The organism is Sorangiineae bacterium MSr11954 (assembly GCA_037157815.1).
In the GTDB taxonomy this organism is placed as follows: domain Bacteria; phylum Myxococcota_A; class Polyangia; order Polyangiales; family Polyangiaceae; genus Pendulispora; species Pendulispora albinea.
Window position 1 is genome coordinate 8,766,574 of the sequence record CP089984.1, and the last position, 17,548, is coordinate 8,784,121.

The following is a 17,548-nucleotide window of genomic DNA, read 5'->3' on the forward strand; positions in this document are numbered from 1 at the left end:
TCGGCGGCGGGCCATCTTGTAACGCGGTTCGTCCTGCGTGAAGCTGCGGGCCTCATGCTCGCTCGACACAGGGTCGTGGCCTCCGTGGCCTCCGTTTCCGCCGGCTTTCTCGTTTGCTCCGCGTGCAGCTCGCAGCCGCCGCCCAAAGAACCGGAGAAACCGGCGCCGAGCAACATCACGTCGGTCCCGGCGCTGGCCGAGGAGGTGCACTTGGCCGATCTTCGCCAGCTCACCAAATCGGGGGAGAACGCGGAGGCGTATTGGTCCTGGGATGCACAACAGTTGATCCTGCAGTCGCGAACGGGCGACGGGGACTGCGATCGCATCTACCGCATGCCGGTGAGCTCGGGGACGCTCATCCCCGTCTCCAGCGGCAAGGGCGCGACCACGTGCTCGTACTTCATGCCGGGCAACCAGGAGGTCATCTACGCCTCCACCCACCTGGGCGGCGAGGCGTGCCCGCCCAAGCCGGATCATAGCCAGGGTTACGTTTGGGCCCTCTACGATAGCTACGACATCTTCAAGTCGAAGGCCGATGGCTCGGGCGTGGTCCGGCTCACGGACACCAAGGGCTACGACGCCGAGGGCACCGTTTGCAAAAAGGACGGCTCCATCGTCTTCACCTCCGTGCGCGACGGCGACATCGATCTTTACCGCATGGATGCCGACGGCAAGAACGTGCGCCGCCTGACCAACACCTTGGGCTACGACGGCGGCGCCTTCTTCAACGAGGACTGCTCGAAGATCGTATGGCGCGCGTCGCGGCCCCGCCCCGGCAAGGAGCAGGACGACTACAAATCGCTCTTGGCGAAGAACCTCGTACGCCCGTCGAAGCTGGAGCTCTACACCGCCAACGCCGATGGAAGCGATCCGGTGCAGCTCACGTATTTGAACGCGGCGTCGTTCGCGCCGTATTGGCACCCTTCGCAAAAGCGCATTCTATTTTCATCCAATTACGGCGATCCCAAGGGCCGCGAGTTCGATATCTGGGCCATCGACACCGACGGCACCAACTTGGAGCGCATCACCCACGCGGGCGGCTTCGATGGCTTCCCCATGTTCTCCCCCGACGGCAAGCTCCTCGCCTTCTCCTCCAACCGCGCCACCGCCCCCGGCAAACACGACACCAACGTCTTCTTGGCGCGCTGGGTCGAGGGCAGCGCGAAACGTGACGTCGCGTCTTCTCCGCCGTCGAAGAGCGAGAGCGCCGACCGCATCGCGGCGGATTTGCGCTGGCTGGCCGATCCGGCGCGCGAAGGCCGCGGCGTCGCGACCAAGGGCCTGGAAGCCTCGGGAGCGTACATCGAGCAGCGCTTTCAAGCGCTCGGCCTCGCCCCCGCGGGCGACGATAACTCCTTCCGCCAAGCCTTCCCGGTCACCACCGAGCTGCGCACCGCGGACGAGACGAAGCTGACCGTCGGCAAGGACGAGTGGAAGAGAGAGGATTACACGGTCCTGGGGTACTCCCCTGCCCTGGCCGACGCCAAAGCCGATCTGGTGTTTGCCAACTATGGAATCGTGGCCAAAGAGCTCGGGGTCGACGACTACGCCGGGGTCAAAGCCAAAGGCGCCATCGTGGTGGTGCGGCGCTTCGTGCCCGAGGGCGGCAAGTTCGCGAGCACCGACGCCCAACGCCGCTACGGGGATCTGCGCCAGAAGGCGTGGACGGCCAAAGAGCGCGGCGCCCGTGCGCTCATCGTGGTCGACGACCCGGCGCCGCCCGCGGGCCCCGACGCCAAGGACTGGAAAGCGCCCGCCGAAGCGCGCCTTCCGCGGCTGGAAATCGAAGGCCACGGCGATGCGGGCATCCCCGTGCTGGCGGTCAAGCGCGCGCCCTTTGCCGAGAGCTTGGCCAAATTGAAGGCGAAGGCCCGCGTCCCGGCGCAGGTGCACGTGGCGCTCACGGAGGTGCGCTCCAACGCCTTCAACGTGGTGGCCCGTCTTCCGGCCGGCAAAGCCGACAAGCTCCCCGGCACCTTGGTCATCGGCGCGCACTACGACCACCTGGGCATGGGCGGCCATCACTCGCTCGCGCCGAACACGGTGGCCCCGCACGTCGGCGCCGACGACAACGCGTCGGGCGCCGCCACCTTGCTGGAGATTGCCCGCGAGCTGGCGAAGGACAAAGACGCGCTCCGGCGCGACGTGCTGTTCGTGGCCTTTTCGGGCGAGGAGTCGGGGGTGCTCGGATCGGGCTACTTCGTCAAGGCGGCCAAGGAGGGAAAGAAGGGCGGCCTCGATCCCAAGGGCGTCGTCGCCATGCTCAACATGGATATGGTCGGCCGCATGCGCGAAAACAAGCTCCAAGTCTTGGGCTCGGACACGGCGCGCGAGTGGGGCGATCTCGTCAAAGGCCTTTGCAACGAGGGCGCCCGGGTCGACTGCTCCATCGGCGGCGATGGCTACGGGCCGAGCGACCACATGTCCTTCTACACGGCGGGGATCCCGGTCCTGCACTTCTTCACCGGAACGCACTCCGACTACCACAAGCCCAGCGACACCGCCGACAAGATCAACTACGCGGGGGCCGCGCGCGTGGGCAAGCTGGTGGCCGATATCGCGCGGCACGTGGACGTGCGCCCGGAGCCGCTGACATTCCAATCGGGCGCCCAAGGCGCGGCGCCGCGCGGTGATATGCGCAGCTTCAACGCGTCGCTCGGCACCGTTCCCGACTACGGCGGCCCCGGCGCCGGCAAAAAAGGCGTGCTGCTCTCGGGCGTGCGCCCCGGCGGCGCCGCGGAGAAAGGCGGGATGAAGCGCGGCGACATTTTGATTCGCCTGGGCGAGCACGAGATCGGCAGCGTCGAAGATTTGATGTTCGTCCTCAACGCCAGCAAACCCAACGAAACGGTGACCGCCGTGGTGGTCCGCGAGGGCAAAGAGGTGAAGCTCGAGGTGACGTTCCAAGAGAGCCACCGGCCGCGATGAGCGGCGAGCCCCGCAAAAGCGGCGAGCGCGATCTGGCGGTGCTTTTGCGCGCGATGCAGCCCGTGGTCAACCCGGGCGAATACGTCTTTGCGACGATCGCGGGCGCCGTGCCCGAGGGGCTCGATCCCATCGTCACGGTTCGGGAGCCCGAGGGGCGCACGCTGGTGATCCCGCGCGCCGACGCCGATGCCGCGGGGCTCCCTTACGCCTATGTGGCGGGGTGGATCACCTTGCGCGTGCACTCGGCGCTCGACGCCGTGGGGCTCACCGCCGCCGTGGCCACCGCCCTCGCGCGCGAGGGAATGAGCTGCAACGTGGTGGCCGGCTACTACCACGATCACCTGTTCGTCGCCCGCGCGGACACGGAGCGCGCGATGGGTGCGCTCCAGCGCCTCACGACCGCGCAGCGCGAAGAATAGCGTCCACGGACCTGTCGGCGTCGGCCTCCGACGTGGACCAGTTGGCCACCGAGATGCGCATGGCCGCCTGCCCTTTCCACACCGTGGGCCCGACCCAGCACGTTCCATCGCGCTGCACGCGCGCGATCACCTCGCGCGTGAACGCATCGGCATCTCCGCCCCCGTCACCACCGCGCGGCGCGAAGCGCACGAGCACCTGGTTGAGGACGACCTCGTTCAAGACCGCTACGCCCGGCGCCCCGGCGAGCCGCTCCGCCATGCGCCGCGCCAGCCCGCACGTGCGCTCCACCAGCTCCGCCAACCCGGAGCGCCCCAGCGCGCGCAGCGCCGCGTACACGGCGAAGCCGCGCGCCCTTCGCGAGGACTCGGGCACCCAGTCTTGCGCGTCGCGCTCACCGCGATCGCCCGGCACCAGATACGCCGCCGCGGTGTTCGCCACGGCCGCGCGGTGTGCGCGCGGATCGGCCACGATGGCGTACGCCGAGTCGTAGGGCACGTTGAGCCATTTGTGCCCGTCGACCGCCCACGAGTCGGCCCGCGCGGCCCCGCGAACGAGGTGCCGAAGCGCGGGGCTCGCCGCCGCCCAAAGCCCGAACGCGCCGTCCACGTGCAACCAGCCGCCGTGCTCGTGGGTGAGCTCGGCGATGTCCTCGCACGGATCGAAGGCGCCGGTGTTGACGTTTCCGAGCTGGGCGCACACCACCAGCGGCCCGGACACGCCGCCCAGGGCCTTCGCCAGCGCGTCGGCCCGCATCCGGCCCTGCGCATCGGCGGCCACCGTCACGATCTGACGGCGCCCGATCCCGAGCATGCGCAGCGCCGTGTAGATGGTGGCGTGCGCCTCCTCGCCGAGGACCACGGTCAGAGGCGGCGCGCCTGCGAGCCCGCGCTCCTCGAGATCCCAGCCCGCCCGCCGCAGCACCTCGCCCCGCGCCGCGCACAGGCCCGTGAAGCTCGCCATCTGACAGCCGCTCACGAACCCCACGCTGGCCGTGGACGGCAGCCCGAAGATCTCCGTGAGCCAGCCCGACACCACCTCCTCGACGACCATGGCGGCCGGCGAAAGCTTGTAGAGTGCAGCATTTTGATCCCACGCGGCGGTGAGCCACTCGGCCGCGAGCGCCGCCGGCAAGCTCCCGCCGACCACGAACCCGAAGTACCGCGGCCCCACCGAGGAGACCAGGCCGGGCGTGGCGCGGCTCACCAAATCGGCGACGACGTTTTGCGCATCCATCGGGTGCTCGGAGAGCGGCATCGCGAGGCGCGCGCGCAAGGACTCGACGTCGCACGGGACGCCGACGGGGCGCTCCGCGCTCGAGCGAAGGTAGGCGAGGGCGTGGTCCAACGTTTCGCGCAAGAGCGCTTCGGTGTCGGTGGAGGACATGGCTCCAACTGTAATGCACGCGGTTCGATCGAACCGATACAGTTTCCCTTCTATCGGCGCGGGACAGTTCGACCCAATTGACGCGAAGCGAGATCGCCCAAGGTCGCGAGCGCGTCCTTCAGCGCCGGGGTCCACGGATGACCGCACGTCAGACGAAGCGCGTTCGCGTATTCGCCCGACGCGCCGAAGAGGGGCCCCGGCGCGACGCTGATGCCGCGCTCGAACGCCGCCTCGGCGAGGGCCACGGCATCGAACCCGCGCGGCAAGGTGGCCCACAAGCAAAAACCGCCGCGCGGCTCGCTCACCCGCGTCCCCTCGGGGAAGGTGGCGGCGATGGCCTCGCGCACGCAGGCCACTTGCGCGCGCAACCGGCGCCGTAGCTGCCGGAGGTGCGCCTCGTAGCCGTGGGACAGAAACTCGGCGACGGCGAACTGCGTCAGGCTGGGGGTCGACAAGGTCGTCGCGTGCTTCCACTGCATGGCGCGCCCCCGAAAGCGCGCAGGTGCGGCCAGCCACCCGACCCGGTACGCGGGGGCCAGCGTCTTGGAGACCGAGCCGCAGAGCATGACGAAGCCGTCGCGATCGAAGGCCTTCGCCGGGCGCGGGCGCGCGCCTTCGAACGCCAGCTCGCCGTACACGTCGTCCTCGATCAGCGGCACCTCGCGCTCGGTCAAGAGCGCGACCAGCTCCTTCTTCGCCCGATCGCTCATGGCGCAGCCGAGCGGGTTGTGAAAGGTCGTCGTGGCCACGCAGGCCGCGAGCCTGTGCGTCGCGAGCGCGGTGCGCAGGGCCTCGAGATCCAAGCCGTCGCGCGGATCGACCGGGATCGACACCACGGACAAGCCGAGCGCCGCCACCGCCTGCAGCACGCCAAAGTACGCCGGCGTCTCGAGCGCGATCGTATCGCCCGGGCGGGACACCGCGCGCAGCGCGACGAAGATCGCCTCCGTCGCGCCCACCGTCACGATGAAGTCGTCCGCGCCGAGCGCGCAGCCCCAGGCCATCGCGCGCCGCGCGAGCTGCCGGCGCAGCACCGGCACGCCGGCCGCATCGTACCAAACGCCCGCGTGGCCCACCGTCCGCGCGATGCGCGCCAAGCCTTGATTCAGGCGCGGCAGCGGCAGCAAGTCCGCGCTGGGGCACGCGGCACCGAACGGGATCACGTGCGGATCGTTCAGCGAAGCGTAGAGGCGTTCGATGAGCCCGACCGATCTCACCGCCTTTGGCGCGGGCGCGGCGCGAGGCGATCGGACGGGATGGCGCCGCGCCAAACCCGGCAGCGGCAAAAGCTCCGCGGGCCTTCGCACATAAAAGCCGGACTGCGGCCTCCCCTCGAGGAGCCCTTGCGCCTCCAGCTCCTGGTAGGCGCGCACCACCGTGGCGGTGCTCACGTTTTGTTGACGGCTCAAGGTCCGGATCGAGGGGGCCCGCTGACCCGTCCGCAGCGCACCGCACCCGACCAGTGCCGCCACGTGGGCCGCAATTCGTTCGTACAGATGCTCGGTCTGATTTTCCACGTCCCGCTATGTCATTTAGACTATGAGCGACCCCGTGCAAAATCTGCCGACACAAATTCCTTATCGATCGGTCCAGCGCGTCTACTTCGACGATTTGGATGCGCTGAATATCCTGCACAATCTCAAATTCGTTCTCTTCATGGAGCGGGCACGGGGTGCCTTCATCAACTCACGCGGCTTCCGCTGGGAGGACGATCTTTCCATCAACCCCGACAAGTTCCACGTGGTCGCCGCGCACGAAATTCGTTACCTGCAGCCGGTGCGCGGTGAGACGGAGCTGGTGGTGGAGATTACGCCCATTCACCTGGGTACATCGTCATTCATCGTGGAGGCGCACGTGAAAGCGCTGCACGGCCCCACCCTGCATGCGACCGGAACCACCCGCCTCGTTCGTCTCGATCCGGAGACGAACGCGCCCTGCCCGTGGAGCGACCGTTTTCGCGCGGCCTTTGGCCCGCTGATCGCGCCGCGGAAGCCATAAAGCGCGCTCGAAGTCACCCCTTGCGCGCACGGCGCGGGGCCACCGCAAAAACTGCGGGATTCCATCGCGCGCGGAGGGTGCGGCCATGGCCGTAAAAACTGCGGGGTTTGGGCGTCCTGGCGGTTCGAGACTCAGCCCGCCTCTTCCACCGAGTGGCGGGCATCGTACGCCTCGCGGGCGCGGCGCACCGCATCTTGATGCCGGCTGGCCCAGTTGACGAGCGAGCGCATGTTCTCGAGCAGCGCGTGGCCGAGCGGGGTCAATCGGTATTCGACGTGCGGGGGAATCACCGGTTTGACCTTGCGCTGAACGAAACCGTCGCGCTCGAGATCGCGCAGGGTGACGGTGAGCATCCGCTGGGAGATGCCTGTGACTTTTCGTCGCAGCTCGGTGAAACGGAGCACCTCGTGCTCCCCCAAGATGCAGACGAGCAGGACGCTCCAGCGATCGCCGATCCGGTCGAGCACGTCTCTTGCGAGACAGGGGCATCCTTTTTGAATATCGGAGTTGGCTGATTTTCCCATTGGTTACTCCTGGGTTCCCTCGTTCCGAAATGGTGCCTCCTTGCCGCTGCACGGCAGCGGCAGCACCTTCCAGACCTTGACGGTTCCTAACAGTAACGAAGAAACACAAAGGAACCATAACCCAGACTGGACCAATTACCAGCCGGCCCTACTCCTCGTGGCGCAGTGCCGAAGGACGGGTCGGTAACGTTCGTCACTCGCTGAAGGCGCCCGGGATCGGCGTTCCCATCAAGACTGCTGGAGATCACTTCATATGCTCGGTTCGGAGACCATAGACGCCGGCGTGCGCCCAGCACGTCGGCTTGCACGAAAAAACAGTGTCGCGTGGATCGCGCTGGCCGCCGCCATGGGTACGTCGTTCGCGCTCGCGGGCTGCGGAAAGGGCGAAGGGGCAGGGCACGGTGGCGGAGGGGTACCGGTCAAAGTACAGACGGCCGCGTTGGCGGACACCGATGAGACGTCGGAGTTCGTCGCGGAGGTCAAATCGCGCAACTCGATCGAGCTGCGCCCTCAGGTCGATGGTCACGTCTCGAAGATCCTCGTCGCACCGGGGACCGTCGTCACGGCGGGCACGCAGCTTTTGCAGATCGACCCGCAAAGACAGCAGGCTGCCTTCACCAGCGCCACCGCGGCGTCGGGTACGGCGGAGGCGGAGCTGGCGCGCGCGCGCTCCACGCTCTTGGCCTTGGAGTCGACGCGCGACGCGCGGCGCGCGGCCTTCAAGCTGGCGGAAACGGAGCAGAAACGCTCCGCGTCGCTCTTGGGGTCCAACACCATTTCGCAGCAGTCGTTCGACCAGTCGCAGACGGCGCTCGACCAAGCGCGCGCCGATCTGGCCGCGGCCGAGCAGCAGGTGTCGGCGCAGAAGGCCGCCATCGCCAGCTACGAGAGCGGCCGCGCGCAAGCACAGGCCAGCGCGCAGGTGCAGCGGGCGGAGCTTCGCTACTACAACATCGCGGCGCCCTTCAATGGCACCGTAGGTGACATTCCGGTCAAGATTGGCGACTTCGTCACCCCGCAGACCCTCTTGACGACCCTCGACGACGAGAAGATGCCGCTCGAGGCGTACATCTCGGTACCGGTCGAGCAGCAGGCGCGGTTGAAGCTCGATTTGCCGGTTCGCCTCATCGACGCCGACGCAAAGCTGCTCTCCAAGGGCACCATCTCCTTCATCGCGCCACGCGTGGACACCGCCTCCCAGACGGTGCTCGTCAAGGCGCGCATCGAAGACGCATCGCTGCTGAAGGCGCAGCAACTTTTGCGCGCCCGCATCGTGTGGCGTTCGACGCCCGCGGTCAGCGTCCCCACCACATCGCTCTCGCGCCAGAGCGGTCTCACCTTCGTCTACGTCCTCAACGATGCCAACCCGCCCACCGTGGCGCAGCGTCCCGTCAAGCTGGGGGCGACCACCGGCAACGACGTGGTCGTCATCGACGGCGTGAAGCCGGGCGAGCGCTTCGTGACGGCGGGCATCCAGAAGCTCCGCGATGGAGCACCGGTCTCACCGGAAGCGCCGACTGCCGAAAAAGCAGCGGACGCGAAATAAGGAACGAGGAGACGCGCCGTGTTCGTCGAATTTTTCATACGCCGTCCCGTATTTGCGAGCGTCTGCTCGCTGCTCATCGTTCTCGCGGGCGCCATCTGCATTCCCACCCTGCCCATCGCGCAGTACCCCGACCTCGCCCCGCCGCAGGTCGTGGTGAACGCGGTGTACACGGGGGCGAGCGCCGAGGTCCTCGAGAGCGCCGTCACCACGCCGCTCGAGCAGCAGATCAACGGCGTCGAGGGCATGAAGTACATGTCCTCGACCAGCACCAACGACGGAGTGAGCACCATCACCGTCACCTTCGACGTCGAGCGCGATCCGGACTTGGCCGCCGTCGACGTGCAGAACCGCGTGTCGCAGGCCACCGGGCGATTGCCGAACGAGGTGAAGATCACCGGCGTCTCGGTGAAGAAGAACTCCGCGGCCTTCGTCCTCGGCATCGCCTTCTATGCGGAGAACAACGAATACGACAACGTGTTCATGAGCAACTACGTGGACCAATACGTCCGCGACGAGCTCAAACGCATCAAAGGCATCGGCGACATCCCGCTGTTCGGCGAGCGCAAATACTCCATGCGCCTCTGGCTGGATCCCACGCGCCTCGCCACCCGCCAGCTCACGGCGAGCGACGTCGTGCGCGCGCTGCAAGAGCAGAACGTGCAGGTCGCGTCCGGCCAGCTCGGTCAGCAGCCGGCGGTCACCGGCCAGCAATTTCAGGTCAGCGTCCGCGCCGTGGGCCGATTCAAGGACGCCGAGGAGTTCAACGACCTGATCCTCAAGGCCACGAGCGACGGCACCTTGGTGCGCCTGCGCGACGTCGGCCACGCCGAGCTCGGCGCCGAGGACTACAGCCTGACGGCCGTGTACCAGAACATCTCCAGCGTCGGCATGGGCATCATCCAGCTGCCCGGCGCCAACGCGCTGGACGTCGCCCACCAGGTTAAGGCGGAGCTCGATCGGCTGTCGAAGAACTTCCCGCCCGGCATGAAGTACAAGGTCGCCTTCGACTCCACGCCGTTCGTCGAGGCCTCCATTCACGACGTGGTCGAGACGCTCGCCATCGCCATCGTGCTGGTCATCGCGACCATCTTCCTCTTCTTGGCGACCTGGCGCAGCACCTTCATCCCGGCCATCACCATCCCCGTCTCGCTGATCGGGACCTTCGCCTTCGTGAAGGCGTTCGGCTTCACGATCAACACGCTCACGTTGTTCGGCATCACCTTGGCGACCGGTCTGGTCGTCGACGACGCCATCGTCGTCATCGAGAACATCGAGCGCTTCATGCGCGAAAAGCACATGAGCGCACGCGAGGCGGCCGGCGCCGCCATGCAGGAGGTGTTCGGAGCGGTCGTGGCCACGTCGCTGGTGCTGATCGCCGTGTTCGTTCCGATGGCCTTCTTCCCCGGCACCACGGGGCGCATTTACCGCCAGTTCTCGGTGACCATCGCCATCTCGGTGGCCATCTCCGCCTTCAACGCCATCACCCTCACCCCCGCCTTGTGCGCGCTGCTCCTGCGCCCGCACGGCAAGGTGAACGCGTTCTTCGAGCGCTTCGAGCGCATGCTCGACAACGTGAAGAACCGCTATGGCAGCATCCTGCGCGTCTCGCTCCGTTTCCGCGGGGTGGTCCTCGTGGCCTTCATCGCCTCGCTCGGCGCGACCTTCTGGATGAGCAAAAAGGTCCCCACCGGCTTCGTGCCGCAGGAGGACCAGGGCTACTTCATCGTCGCCGCGCAGACGCCGGAAGGATCGTCGCTCGAGTACACCACCAAGGTGTTCAACAAGGCGACGAGCATCCTCACGGCGCAACCCGAGGTGCTCGGTGCGTTCGCCGCCGTCGGCTACGGCTTCAACGGCAACGGCGCCAACAAGGGCGCGATGTGGGTCATGATGAAGCCGTTCTCCGAGCGCAAAGGAGACCAGCACTCCGTGGAGGCGGTCCTCAACCGCGTGCGCGGAGCGCTGTTCGCCATCCCCGAGGGCTTCGTCATCGCCGTTCCGCCGCCGCCCGTCCAGGGCATCGGTAACCTCGGCGGCTTCCAGTTCGAGGTGCTCGATCGCGGCGGCTCCACCTTGCAGGAGCTCGCGGGCGGTACCTGGGGTCTCATCGGGGCCGGGAGCAAAGACCCCCAATTGAGCAGCCTCTTCTCGACCTACAGCGCCAACGATCCCCAGCTCATCGTGGAGGTCGATCGCAAGAAGGCGCGCGCGATGAACGTTCGCCTGGACCAAGTCTTCAGCACCCTGCAGGTCTTCATGGGCTCGCAGTACGTGAACGACTTCGACTTCGCGAACCGCTCGTACCGCGTTTACGTGCAAGCCGACGCGAAATTCCGCGCGCAGCGCGAGCACTTGAACGAGTTCTACGTCCGCTCCGAGACGGGCCAGATGGTGCCGCTCGGAACCCTGCTCAACATCCGCGAGACGGTCGCGCCGCAGGTCATCAGCCACTACAACCTGTTCCGCTCCGCGGAGATCAGCGGGACCCCGGGTACGGGATTCAGCAGCGGCCAGGCGATCGAGCGCATGCAGCAGCTCGCCGCCGAGCTTCCGAATACGATGACCTACTCGTGGTCGGGCTTGTCCTTGGAGGAGCTCGAGGGTGGAAAGCAGACCACCTTGCTGTTCGGTCTCGGGTTGCTCATCGTCTTCCTGGTCCTCGCGGCCCAGTACGAGAGCTTCGCCCTTCCGTTCATCGTGCTCCTCGGTGTTCCGGTCGCAGTCCTCGGCGCGCTCGGGGCGCAGTGGGCGCGCGGCCTCCAGAACGACGTGTTTTGCCAAGTCGGTCTGGTCATGCTCATCGGTCTGTCGAGCAAGAACGCCATTCTGATCGTCGAGTTCGCGCAGCAGCTGCGCGAGCGCGGTGCATCGATCGTCGACGCCGCCGTCGAAGCCGCGCAAACGCGTCTGCGCCCGATCCTCATGACGTCCCTCGCCTTCATCCTCGGCGGTCTGCCGCTGGTGTTCGCGACGGGCGCAGGCCAGGCGAGCCGCCATTCTCTGGGGACCGCGGTCCTCGGGGGCATGGTGGTCTCGACCGTGCTGAACCTGCTCATCATCCCCGTCCTCTACGTCCTCGTCGAAGCTCTGCGCGAACGCCGCCGCGGACCGAAGACGGAGTCCGTTCCGCCCGAGCACGGGCCGGAGCCTCTGGCGACGCCGGCGGAGTAAGCCGGCCGCTGAGGTTGCGAGAGTTGCGAGGGTTGCGAGAGACCGCCAGGAAACATCCTGGCGGTCTTCGCTTTTTGGGGTCAGCGAGCAGGCGGCGAAGCGGTGGAGACGGGAGGCGGCAGGAGCGCGACGACGCGCAGAGGGCCGCCCGAGCCTCCGCCGATTTTCATGGGCAGCGCGATGACCGCCGCGCCGCGCGCCGGCAGCTCCTTGAGCGATGCGAGGTTTTCCAGCCCGGGGATCTCCGCATCCAAGAGCACCCGGTGCGTCATGAAGGTCTTCGACGGTCCGTTGTCGATGCTGGCCGTATCGATGCCGACCGCCGCGACCTTGCGGGCGACGAGCGCGCGCGCGGCGTCCTCACCGATGCCGGGGAAGTGCAGGTTGGAGGCGTCGCCGGGTTTGTCGTCGCCGAGGTAGCGTTTGCGATCGGGCCACCGCTCCGACCAGCCCGTGCGAACGAGCACGATGGTCTTGGGCTCGATGCGGCCATGGGTGCGCTCGAACGCCTCGATGTCGGCGGCGCCGAGCAGCGCGTCGGGGTTCGAGGCGGCGGCCTTGGAGATGTCGATCACCACGGCGGGGGCAATCAGACGATCGAGGGCAATCTTATCGAGGGTGGGGCGCCCTTCGGCAAAGTGAATGGGCGCATCGATGTGCGTTCCGCCATGTTCGGCCGTGCACATTTTGGCCGAGGCATAGAAATAGCCGCCGTCCGTTTTACCCCAGTGGGTCTTTTCGAGCACGAAGCCGGCGGTGTCGGTCGGCCAATAGAGGGTGGCGTTGTCATACGGATACGAGAGATCGACGATGCGGCCGCCGGTGGCCACGATGGCCGATTGCACGGTGGCCGCGTTGAGTTGAGGAGATGCGGGTTGGGACGGATTCGCCGCACACGATGTGAGCGCAAGTGCGGCGAGGAGCAAGAGTGATCGCACCATGGGCGCCTCCTGGATTCGAAGTTAATGAAGAAAAACGATTTCACGAACGAAACCGGTTCTTCAAGGAAAGAAATGGCGTCTCGAAGAATCGATATGAAGCCCAAGCGGCGAAAAACGTGACGCAGGTAGCCGTAAAAAACACCATCGGCGCGGTGCACCATTCCACCGGCAATAGCCACTTGGCCCCTGTGATGGCCGAAACATGAAACAGGTACATCCCATAACTGACCACCCCCACCAGGCGAAGGAGCGGAGCGTTCAAGAGCCTAGCCAACCCATGATCGCTGCGGATGCACACCGCCGCGACGAGCAAAGCCATGACGATATGAATGGAGACGAGCGGTGTGCCCGAGACGGCGAGGAGCACGGCCAAGGCGGCCAGCAAAATGGGCGCGCTGCCGCGCCGGCCGAGGACCATCCGGGCGATCGCGAAGCTGGTCCGCGCATGAAGCGCACACGCCACGAGCGCGCCCAAGCAAATGGGGGTCGCAATCCCCACCAAAACGCGATGCGTTGAGCCTGCCTCATCGACGATGGGTGCCAAAAAGCCATGCTCGGCGAAGAAATCCAGCGCAACGGCGGCGAGCATGAACACCACCGGCGCGCGAAGACCGCGGCTCTTCGCGACGACCCAAGGCCACACCAGATAAAATTGCTCCTCGACCGCGAGCGACCACGAAAATCCGAAAATGACCGGATGCGGTACATCGAAGTCGACGAACCAATTGGGCGTATAGGTGGCATAGAACGGTAAGCTTCGAAAGAAATGGTCGCGCAGAGGCGAGTCGGGCAAAAAGAGCCAGCCGCGAAGGGCATAGAGCGCGAGCACCGCGTAATAGAGTGGAAAGATTCGCAGGGTGCGGCGGAGGTAGAAGTTCTTCAGCGAAATGCCGCGCGCTTCGCCAGCGAAATGGCCGCCGTATCCGCGCGTTTCCAACGACGCCGGCGCTTCGTGCTCGCGCGACGACACGGGTGTTCGTCGTTCGCGCAAGAGCAGCGTCGTAATGAGAAATCCGCTGATCGAAAAGAACAAATCGACACCAAACGGACCTCGTCCGAGAATTCCGGGTAAAGGTCGCGGTGTGCTGTGGTGCCAGATGACGGGCAGAATGCTGAGGCACCGGAGGCCGTCGAGGGATTCGAACCGCGAGGTGCGGAGGTAGTGCTCGTACTGTGGGTGACCCATGCTGCTTGGATTCGCGCGCTAGGGAGTGCGCGCGTCGATGAAGTCGGGATGGCGAGGTAAGGGTTCGACCGCAGCGGCAACCCAGGCCGGGAGCTCACCGTAGATTTTCCGCAGGAGGCCATCTTGCGTGCGAGCGCAGAGCGTCTCCCGGCGTGCCTGGGTCCAATCGGCGGCCCTTCGGACTGCATCTTCGGAATTCCAATCGCCGAGTCGTTCGCGTGCGATGTCATCTGGATTCGAATCGACGACATCCTCACTCCACCGCTCCTGTTTCAACCGCACGGTCACGGTGGTCTTTCCCGACCCATTTGGACCCGCAACGATGAGGAGCACGGGATTCAAAGGTCACGCTTTCCGGTGCGGTTCATCTGGCTGCTCGAACGAGCGCACGAGCTCTCCTCGCGAGCGCGCGATCTCCTCGTGAAGCCGCCTCGAGCTCTGCTCATTCGCTTCCCGAACCCCGCTAAAGGCCCGATGCATCCAACCCCCGCAGCGGCTCGTCGGCCGGCTCGAAGTCGGGATCGGCCAGGTTGATGCGTTCGTCGCCCATGCTCTCATCCTACGGTTTTCTCCGTATGACCGCCAGCAGCCCCCCTACAGCTTCGTCTTCCCCTCCGACAGCACCGTCCGAAACTCCGCGTCCGTGACGGGGACGACGGAGAGGCGGGAGCGGCGGACGAGGGCCATCTGCGACAATTGGGGGTGTGACTTGATGTGCTCGAGGGTCACGGGCTCGGTCAGCGACTTGACGGGGGAGACTTCGACGACGCTCCAGTCTTCGCCCTCTTCGCTCGAGGGATCGGGATAGGCCTCTTTGGCCACCTTCGCGATGCCGACGACGGCTTTGCCCTCGTTCGAGTGATAGAATAGGCAAAGATCGCCTTTACGCATTTTGCGGAGGTTGTTGCGTGCTTCGAAGTTGCGGACCCCGTCCCACACGGTCTTCTTGTCCGATACGAGCTGCGAGAAGGGATAGACGGAAGGTTCGCTTTTAATCAGCCAGGCGCTCATGAATCGTGAGGTTAGCCTGACGGAAACGTCTCCGACACTTCGGCCGGCCATCTTTGGATCATCGTGAGCCTCCCATGTCCGGCGCCCCCTCGCGGGGTGCGCCCACCGCCAGGTCTTGCCAAAGATGGAAATTTCGTTAAAGTGGACACGCATCCACTGAAACAGACGGGCGTCCCTCCGGGCCCGTGCTGGAGGAGATCCACCATGGCCCCGGTCGTCGCCCCTGTTCTAGTCAAACCGGTCGAAAAAGCAGCAGAGGAGCAGCCGCAGCGTTTGCGCGGGGCCGTCACGGAGGCCATCGGCCACACGCCCCTCATCGAGCTGCGGAGGCTGGGCCAGGGACTCCCCGGCCGCATCGCCATCAAGCTCGAGTCGAAGAACCCCAGTGGAAGCGTCAAGGACCGGGTCGCCGCCGCCCTCATCGACGACCTCGAGCAGCGCGGGCAGCTGGTGCCCGGGAGCACCATCGTCGCCCCCACCAGCAGCAACACGGGCATCGCCATGGCGCACATCGCCGCGTCCCGAGGCTACAAGCTGCGGCTCACCATCCCCAGCGATTGGGCGAACGAGCGCATCGCCCTCCTCCTCTACCTGGGCACCGACGTGGTGGTGACCCCCGGCGGCGATATGCACGGCGCACGCGAGCGCGCCAAGGAGATCGTCCAGTCCACCCCGGGCGCCGTGCTGATCGATCAGTTCGTTTCGCCGGCCAACCCCGAGATCCATCGCCGCACCACCGCGGCCGAGATCTGGGAGGACACCTACGGCAAGGTGGCCGCGTTCGTGGCCGGCGTCGGCACGGGGGGCACCATCACCGGGGTGGGCCTCGGGCTTCGCGCCAAGAAGCGCGACATCCGGCTGGTGGCCGTGGAGCCCGCCGGCTCGCCGGTTTTGTCGGGCGGGGTCGCCGGCAAGCACGCGATTCAAGGCATCGGCGCGGGCTTCGTCCCGCCGCTCTTGCGCCGCGACCTCATCGACGAAGTCGTCACCGTGTCCGATGACGATGCTTTTGCCAACGCGCATCGCTTGGCGCTCGAGGAGGGGATCCTCGCGGGCGTCTCTTCGGGAGCTTCCATCACCGCCGCGCTGGCCCTCGCCGCCCAAGAGCGCATGGCCGGAAAGCTGATTGTAACCCTCGTATGCGATTCGGGCGAACGCTACGTCACAACGCCGCGCTCGGACGCGCGCGCACCTCGTGGAGCAAGACGATGACGACGATGATCAAGAGACCTAGGATCGTGTTCGTAGGCGGCGTCGAGCGCGTCGAACGCTCGCTCCGCGCGTCGGGCGAAGAGCTCGGCGTCGATGTCGACGTGCACGCGGGCCATATGCAAGGCAACGCCGGCACGCGCCTCGCGGCCCTGGTGCGGCGGGCGAACTTGGTGGTGCTGGTCACGGGCGTGAACAGCCACAACGCCGTGCAGACGGCGAAGAAAGAAGCGGCGCGCTGCGGAACGCCGCTCCAGATCATGAAGTTCTGCGGCGCCGCCACCGCCCGCGCGCTCATCGCCGAAGTGGCCCGCGCGCCCGCCGCCTGATTCACGCCCCGAGCTCACGCCTCCGAGATCACGACGCGAGCGCGTAGCCCGGCAGCGCGTTCCGTATCGCCTCTTCGCTCCGTTCGAAGAGCTCCTTCGCCAACGCCTCGTCGCGGGCGAGCCGGCTCACGCGCGCCTCTTTGCACGCGTCGTAATAACGACCCGAGGTGCCCGAGAGCTCCGGCGCGGTCGCGCAATAGAGGGTGGTCTTCGCCCCTTCCTCGTTCGAAATGAAGAACAGCTTCATGATCGACGCGATGGGCCGAGGGACCTCGCGCCATAGCTCGGACGCCACCACCCCGGGGTGAAGCGAGTACGTGGTCACCCGTGTATCGGCCAGCCGCTTCGCCAGCTCCTGCGCGTGCAAGATGTTGAGCAGCTTGGTGAAGCTGTATTGGCGAAAGCTGTCGATCCGCTTGACCGGTCGCGAAATCGAGCCCCAGTCGACCTCTTTGGTCCGAAAGTGGGCCCTCGAGGCCACGTTCACGATGCGAGCTCGAGGCGCCGCCTGCAGCTTGGGTAGGAGGAGCTGCGTGAAGAAGAACGGCCCCAGATGGTTGGTGGCGAAGGCGATTTCGAAGCCGTCGCGCGAGAGCCCGCGCGCCCCGGCCACCCCGGCGTTGTTGATGAGGACATCGAGCGGCCGCGGCGACGCGAGGAACGTGTCGGCCGCCCGCTTCACCGAGGCCAGATCGCCCAAGTCGATGGGGAGGAACTCCACGTCGGCGTCGGTGTACTGACGCCGGATCTCCTCCAGAATCGGCCGCGTCTTGGCCTCGGAGCGCGACGCGAGCACCACGCTCGCCCCGCGCGCCGCCAGCCCGAAGACGGTGGCGCGGCCGATTCCTGCGCTGGCCCCCGTCACCAGAAACGTTCGTCCCGAGAGCTCGCGCATCGAGATT

At 66.4% G+C, this 17,548-nt stretch carries 14 protein-coding genes; 7 read left to right on the forward strand and 7 right to left on the reverse strand.

The annotated features are described in order from the left end of the window. The first annotated feature begins 54 nt into the window (after positions 1–54). Complete coding sequence (locus tag LZC94_34105; protein ID WXB12874.1) at positions 55–2,928, forward strand: M20/M25/M40 family metallo-hydrolase; 2,874 nt, start codon at positions 55–57, stop codon at positions 2,926–2,928. Beyond that, positions 2,925–3,347 carry an ACT domain-containing protein gene (locus LZC94_34110; protein WXB12875.1) on the forward strand — a complete coding sequence of 141 codons (423 nt, stop codon included), beginning with the start codon at positions 2,925–2,927 and terminating at the stop codon, positions 3,345–3,347. The genes LZC94_34105 and LZC94_34110 overlap by 4 nt, the downstream gene beginning before the upstream one ends. Here the strand turns inward: LZC94_34110 and LZC94_34115 are convergent. Both LZC94_34115 and LZC94_34120 read right to left on the reverse strand, forming a co-directional pair. Further along, positions 3,322–4,731 (reverse strand): aminotransferase class V-fold PLP-dependent enzyme, encoded by a 1,410-nt coding sequence (locus LZC94_34115; GenBank protein ID WXB12876.1) that lies wholly within the window; start codon positions 4,729–4,731, stop codon positions 3,322–3,324. The two genes, LZC94_34110 and LZC94_34115, sit on opposite strands and share 26 nt — an antisense overlap. Positions 4,732–4,781: 50 nt before the next feature. Beyond that, the gene (locus tag LZC94_34120; GenBank protein ID WXB12877.1) at positions 4,782–6,203 is read right to left on the reverse strand and encodes a PLP-dependent aminotransferase family protein; all 1,422 of its coding nucleotides are present in this window, start codon (positions 6,201–6,203) and stop codon (positions 4,782–4,784) included. 79 nt (positions 6,204–6,282) lie between these two features. Between LZC94_34120 and LZC94_34125 the strand changes: the two genes are divergently transcribed. Further along, positions 6,283–6,729, forward strand: a complete 447-nt coding sequence (locus LZC94_34125; GenBank protein WXB12878.1) for an acyl-CoA thioesterase — start codon at positions 6,283–6,285, stop codon at positions 6,727–6,729. Positions 6,730–6,860: 131 nt separating this feature from the next. Here LZC94_34125 and LZC94_34130 read toward each other — a convergent pair whose 3' ends face one another. Beyond that, complete coding sequence (locus LZC94_34130; GenBank protein ID WXB12879.1) at positions 6,861–7,253, reverse strand: helix-turn-helix transcriptional regulator; 393 nt, start codon at positions 7,251–7,253, stop codon at positions 6,861–6,863. A 346-nt stretch (positions 7,254–7,599) separates the two neighbouring features. Between LZC94_34130 and LZC94_34135 the strand changes: the two genes are divergently transcribed. Both LZC94_34135 and LZC94_34140 read left to right on the forward strand, forming a co-directional pair. Next, positions 7,600–8,799, forward strand: coding sequence for an efflux RND transporter periplasmic adaptor subunit (locus LZC94_34135; GenBank protein WXB12880.1), 1,200 nt, complete (start codon positions 7,600–7,602; stop codon positions 8,797–8,799). 18 nt (positions 8,800–8,817) lie between these two features. Then, positions 8,818–11,970, forward strand: a complete 3,153-nt coding sequence (locus LZC94_34140; GenBank protein ID WXB12881.1) for a multidrug efflux RND transporter permease subunit — start codon at positions 8,818–8,820, stop codon at positions 11,968–11,970. 80 nt (positions 11,971–12,050) lie between these two features. Here LZC94_34140 and LZC94_34145 read toward each other — a convergent pair whose 3' ends face one another. The 3 genes from LZC94_34145 to LZC94_34155 form a co-directional block, all read right to left on the reverse strand. After that, a complete protein-coding gene (locus LZC94_34145; protein WXB12882.1) occupies positions 12,051–12,911 on the reverse strand; it encodes a cyclase family protein in 861 nt (286 codons plus the stop codon). A 40-nt stretch (positions 12,912–12,951) separates the two neighbouring features. Then, positions 12,952–14,097, reverse strand: a complete 1,146-nt coding sequence (locus LZC94_34150; GenBank protein ID WXB12883.1) for an acyltransferase — start codon at positions 14,095–14,097, stop codon at positions 12,952–12,954. Between the two features lie 594 nt (positions 14,098–14,691). Next, positions 14,692–15,108, reverse strand: coding sequence for an EVE domain-containing protein (locus LZC94_34155; GenBank protein WXB12884.1), 417 nt, complete (start codon positions 15,106–15,108; stop codon positions 14,692–14,694). Between the two features lie 204 nt (positions 15,109–15,312). Between LZC94_34155 and cysK the strand changes: the two genes are divergently transcribed. Together cysK and LZC94_34165 are read left to right on the forward strand one after the other, a co-directional pair. Beyond that, entirely contained in the window at positions 15,313–16,320 is a 1,008-nt protein-coding gene (gene cysK, locus LZC94_34160) for a cysteine synthase A (protein ID WXB12885.1), read from the forward strand. Positions 16,321–16,325: 5 nt separating this feature from the next. Beyond that, entirely contained in the window at positions 16,326–16,646 is a 321-nt protein-coding gene (locus tag LZC94_34165) for a DUF2325 domain-containing protein (protein WXB12886.1), read from the forward strand. Positions 16,647–16,674: 28 nt separating this feature from the next. Here the strand turns inward: LZC94_34165 and LZC94_34170 are convergent, their stop codons facing one another. Beyond that, on the reverse strand, positions 16,675–17,541 hold the full coding sequence (locus LZC94_34170) for an SDR family oxidoreductase (GenBank protein ID WXB12887.1): 867 nt from the start codon (positions 17,539–17,541) through the stop codon (positions 16,675–16,677). Between the last annotated feature and the right edge of the window lie 7 nt (positions 17,542–17,548).

Bases quoted from the DNA above. Each gene is read 5' to 3' on its own strand.
- LZC94_34105 (WXB12874.1), top strand. From the start codon at position 55: ATGCTCGCTCGACACAGGGTCGTGGCCTCCGTGGCCTCCGTTTCCGCC.
- LZC94_34110 (WXB12875.1), top strand. From the start codon at position 2,925: ATGAGCGGCGAGCCCCGCAAAAGCGGCGAGCGCGATCTGGCGGTGCTT.
- LZC94_34115 (WXB12876.1), bottom strand. From the start codon at position 4,731: ATGTCCTCCACCGACACCGAAGCGCTCTTGCGCGAAACGTTGGACCAC.
- LZC94_34130 (WXB12879.1), bottom strand. From the start codon at position 7,253: ATGGGAAAATCAGCCAACTCCGATATTCAAAAAGGATGCCCCTGTCTC.
- LZC94_34135 (WXB12880.1), top strand. From the start codon at position 7,600: ATGGGTACGTCGTTCGCGCTCGCGGGCTGCGGAAAGGGCGAAGGGGCA.
- LZC94_34145 (WXB12882.1), bottom strand. From the start codon at position 12,911: ATGGTGCGATCACTCTTGCTCCTCGCCGCACTTGCGCTCACATCGTGT.
- LZC94_34150 (WXB12883.1), bottom strand. From the start codon at position 14,097: ATGGGTCACCCACAGTACGAGCACTACCTCCGCACCTCGCGGTTCGAA.
- LZC94_34155 (WXB12884.1), bottom strand. From the start codon at position 15,108: ATGAGCGCCTGGCTGATTAAAAGCGAACCTTCCGTCTATCCCTTCTCG.
- cysK (WXB12885.1), top strand. From the start codon at position 15,313: ATGGCCCCGGTCGTCGCCCCTGTTCTAGTCAAACCGGTCGAAAAAGCA.
- LZC94_34165 (WXB12886.1), top strand. From the start codon at position 16,326: ATGATCAAGAGACCTAGGATCGTGTTCGTAGGCGGCGTCGAGCGCGTC.
- LZC94_34170 (WXB12887.1), bottom strand. From the start codon at position 17,541: ATGCGCGAGCTCTCGGGACGAACGTTTCTGGTGACGGGGGCCAGCGCA.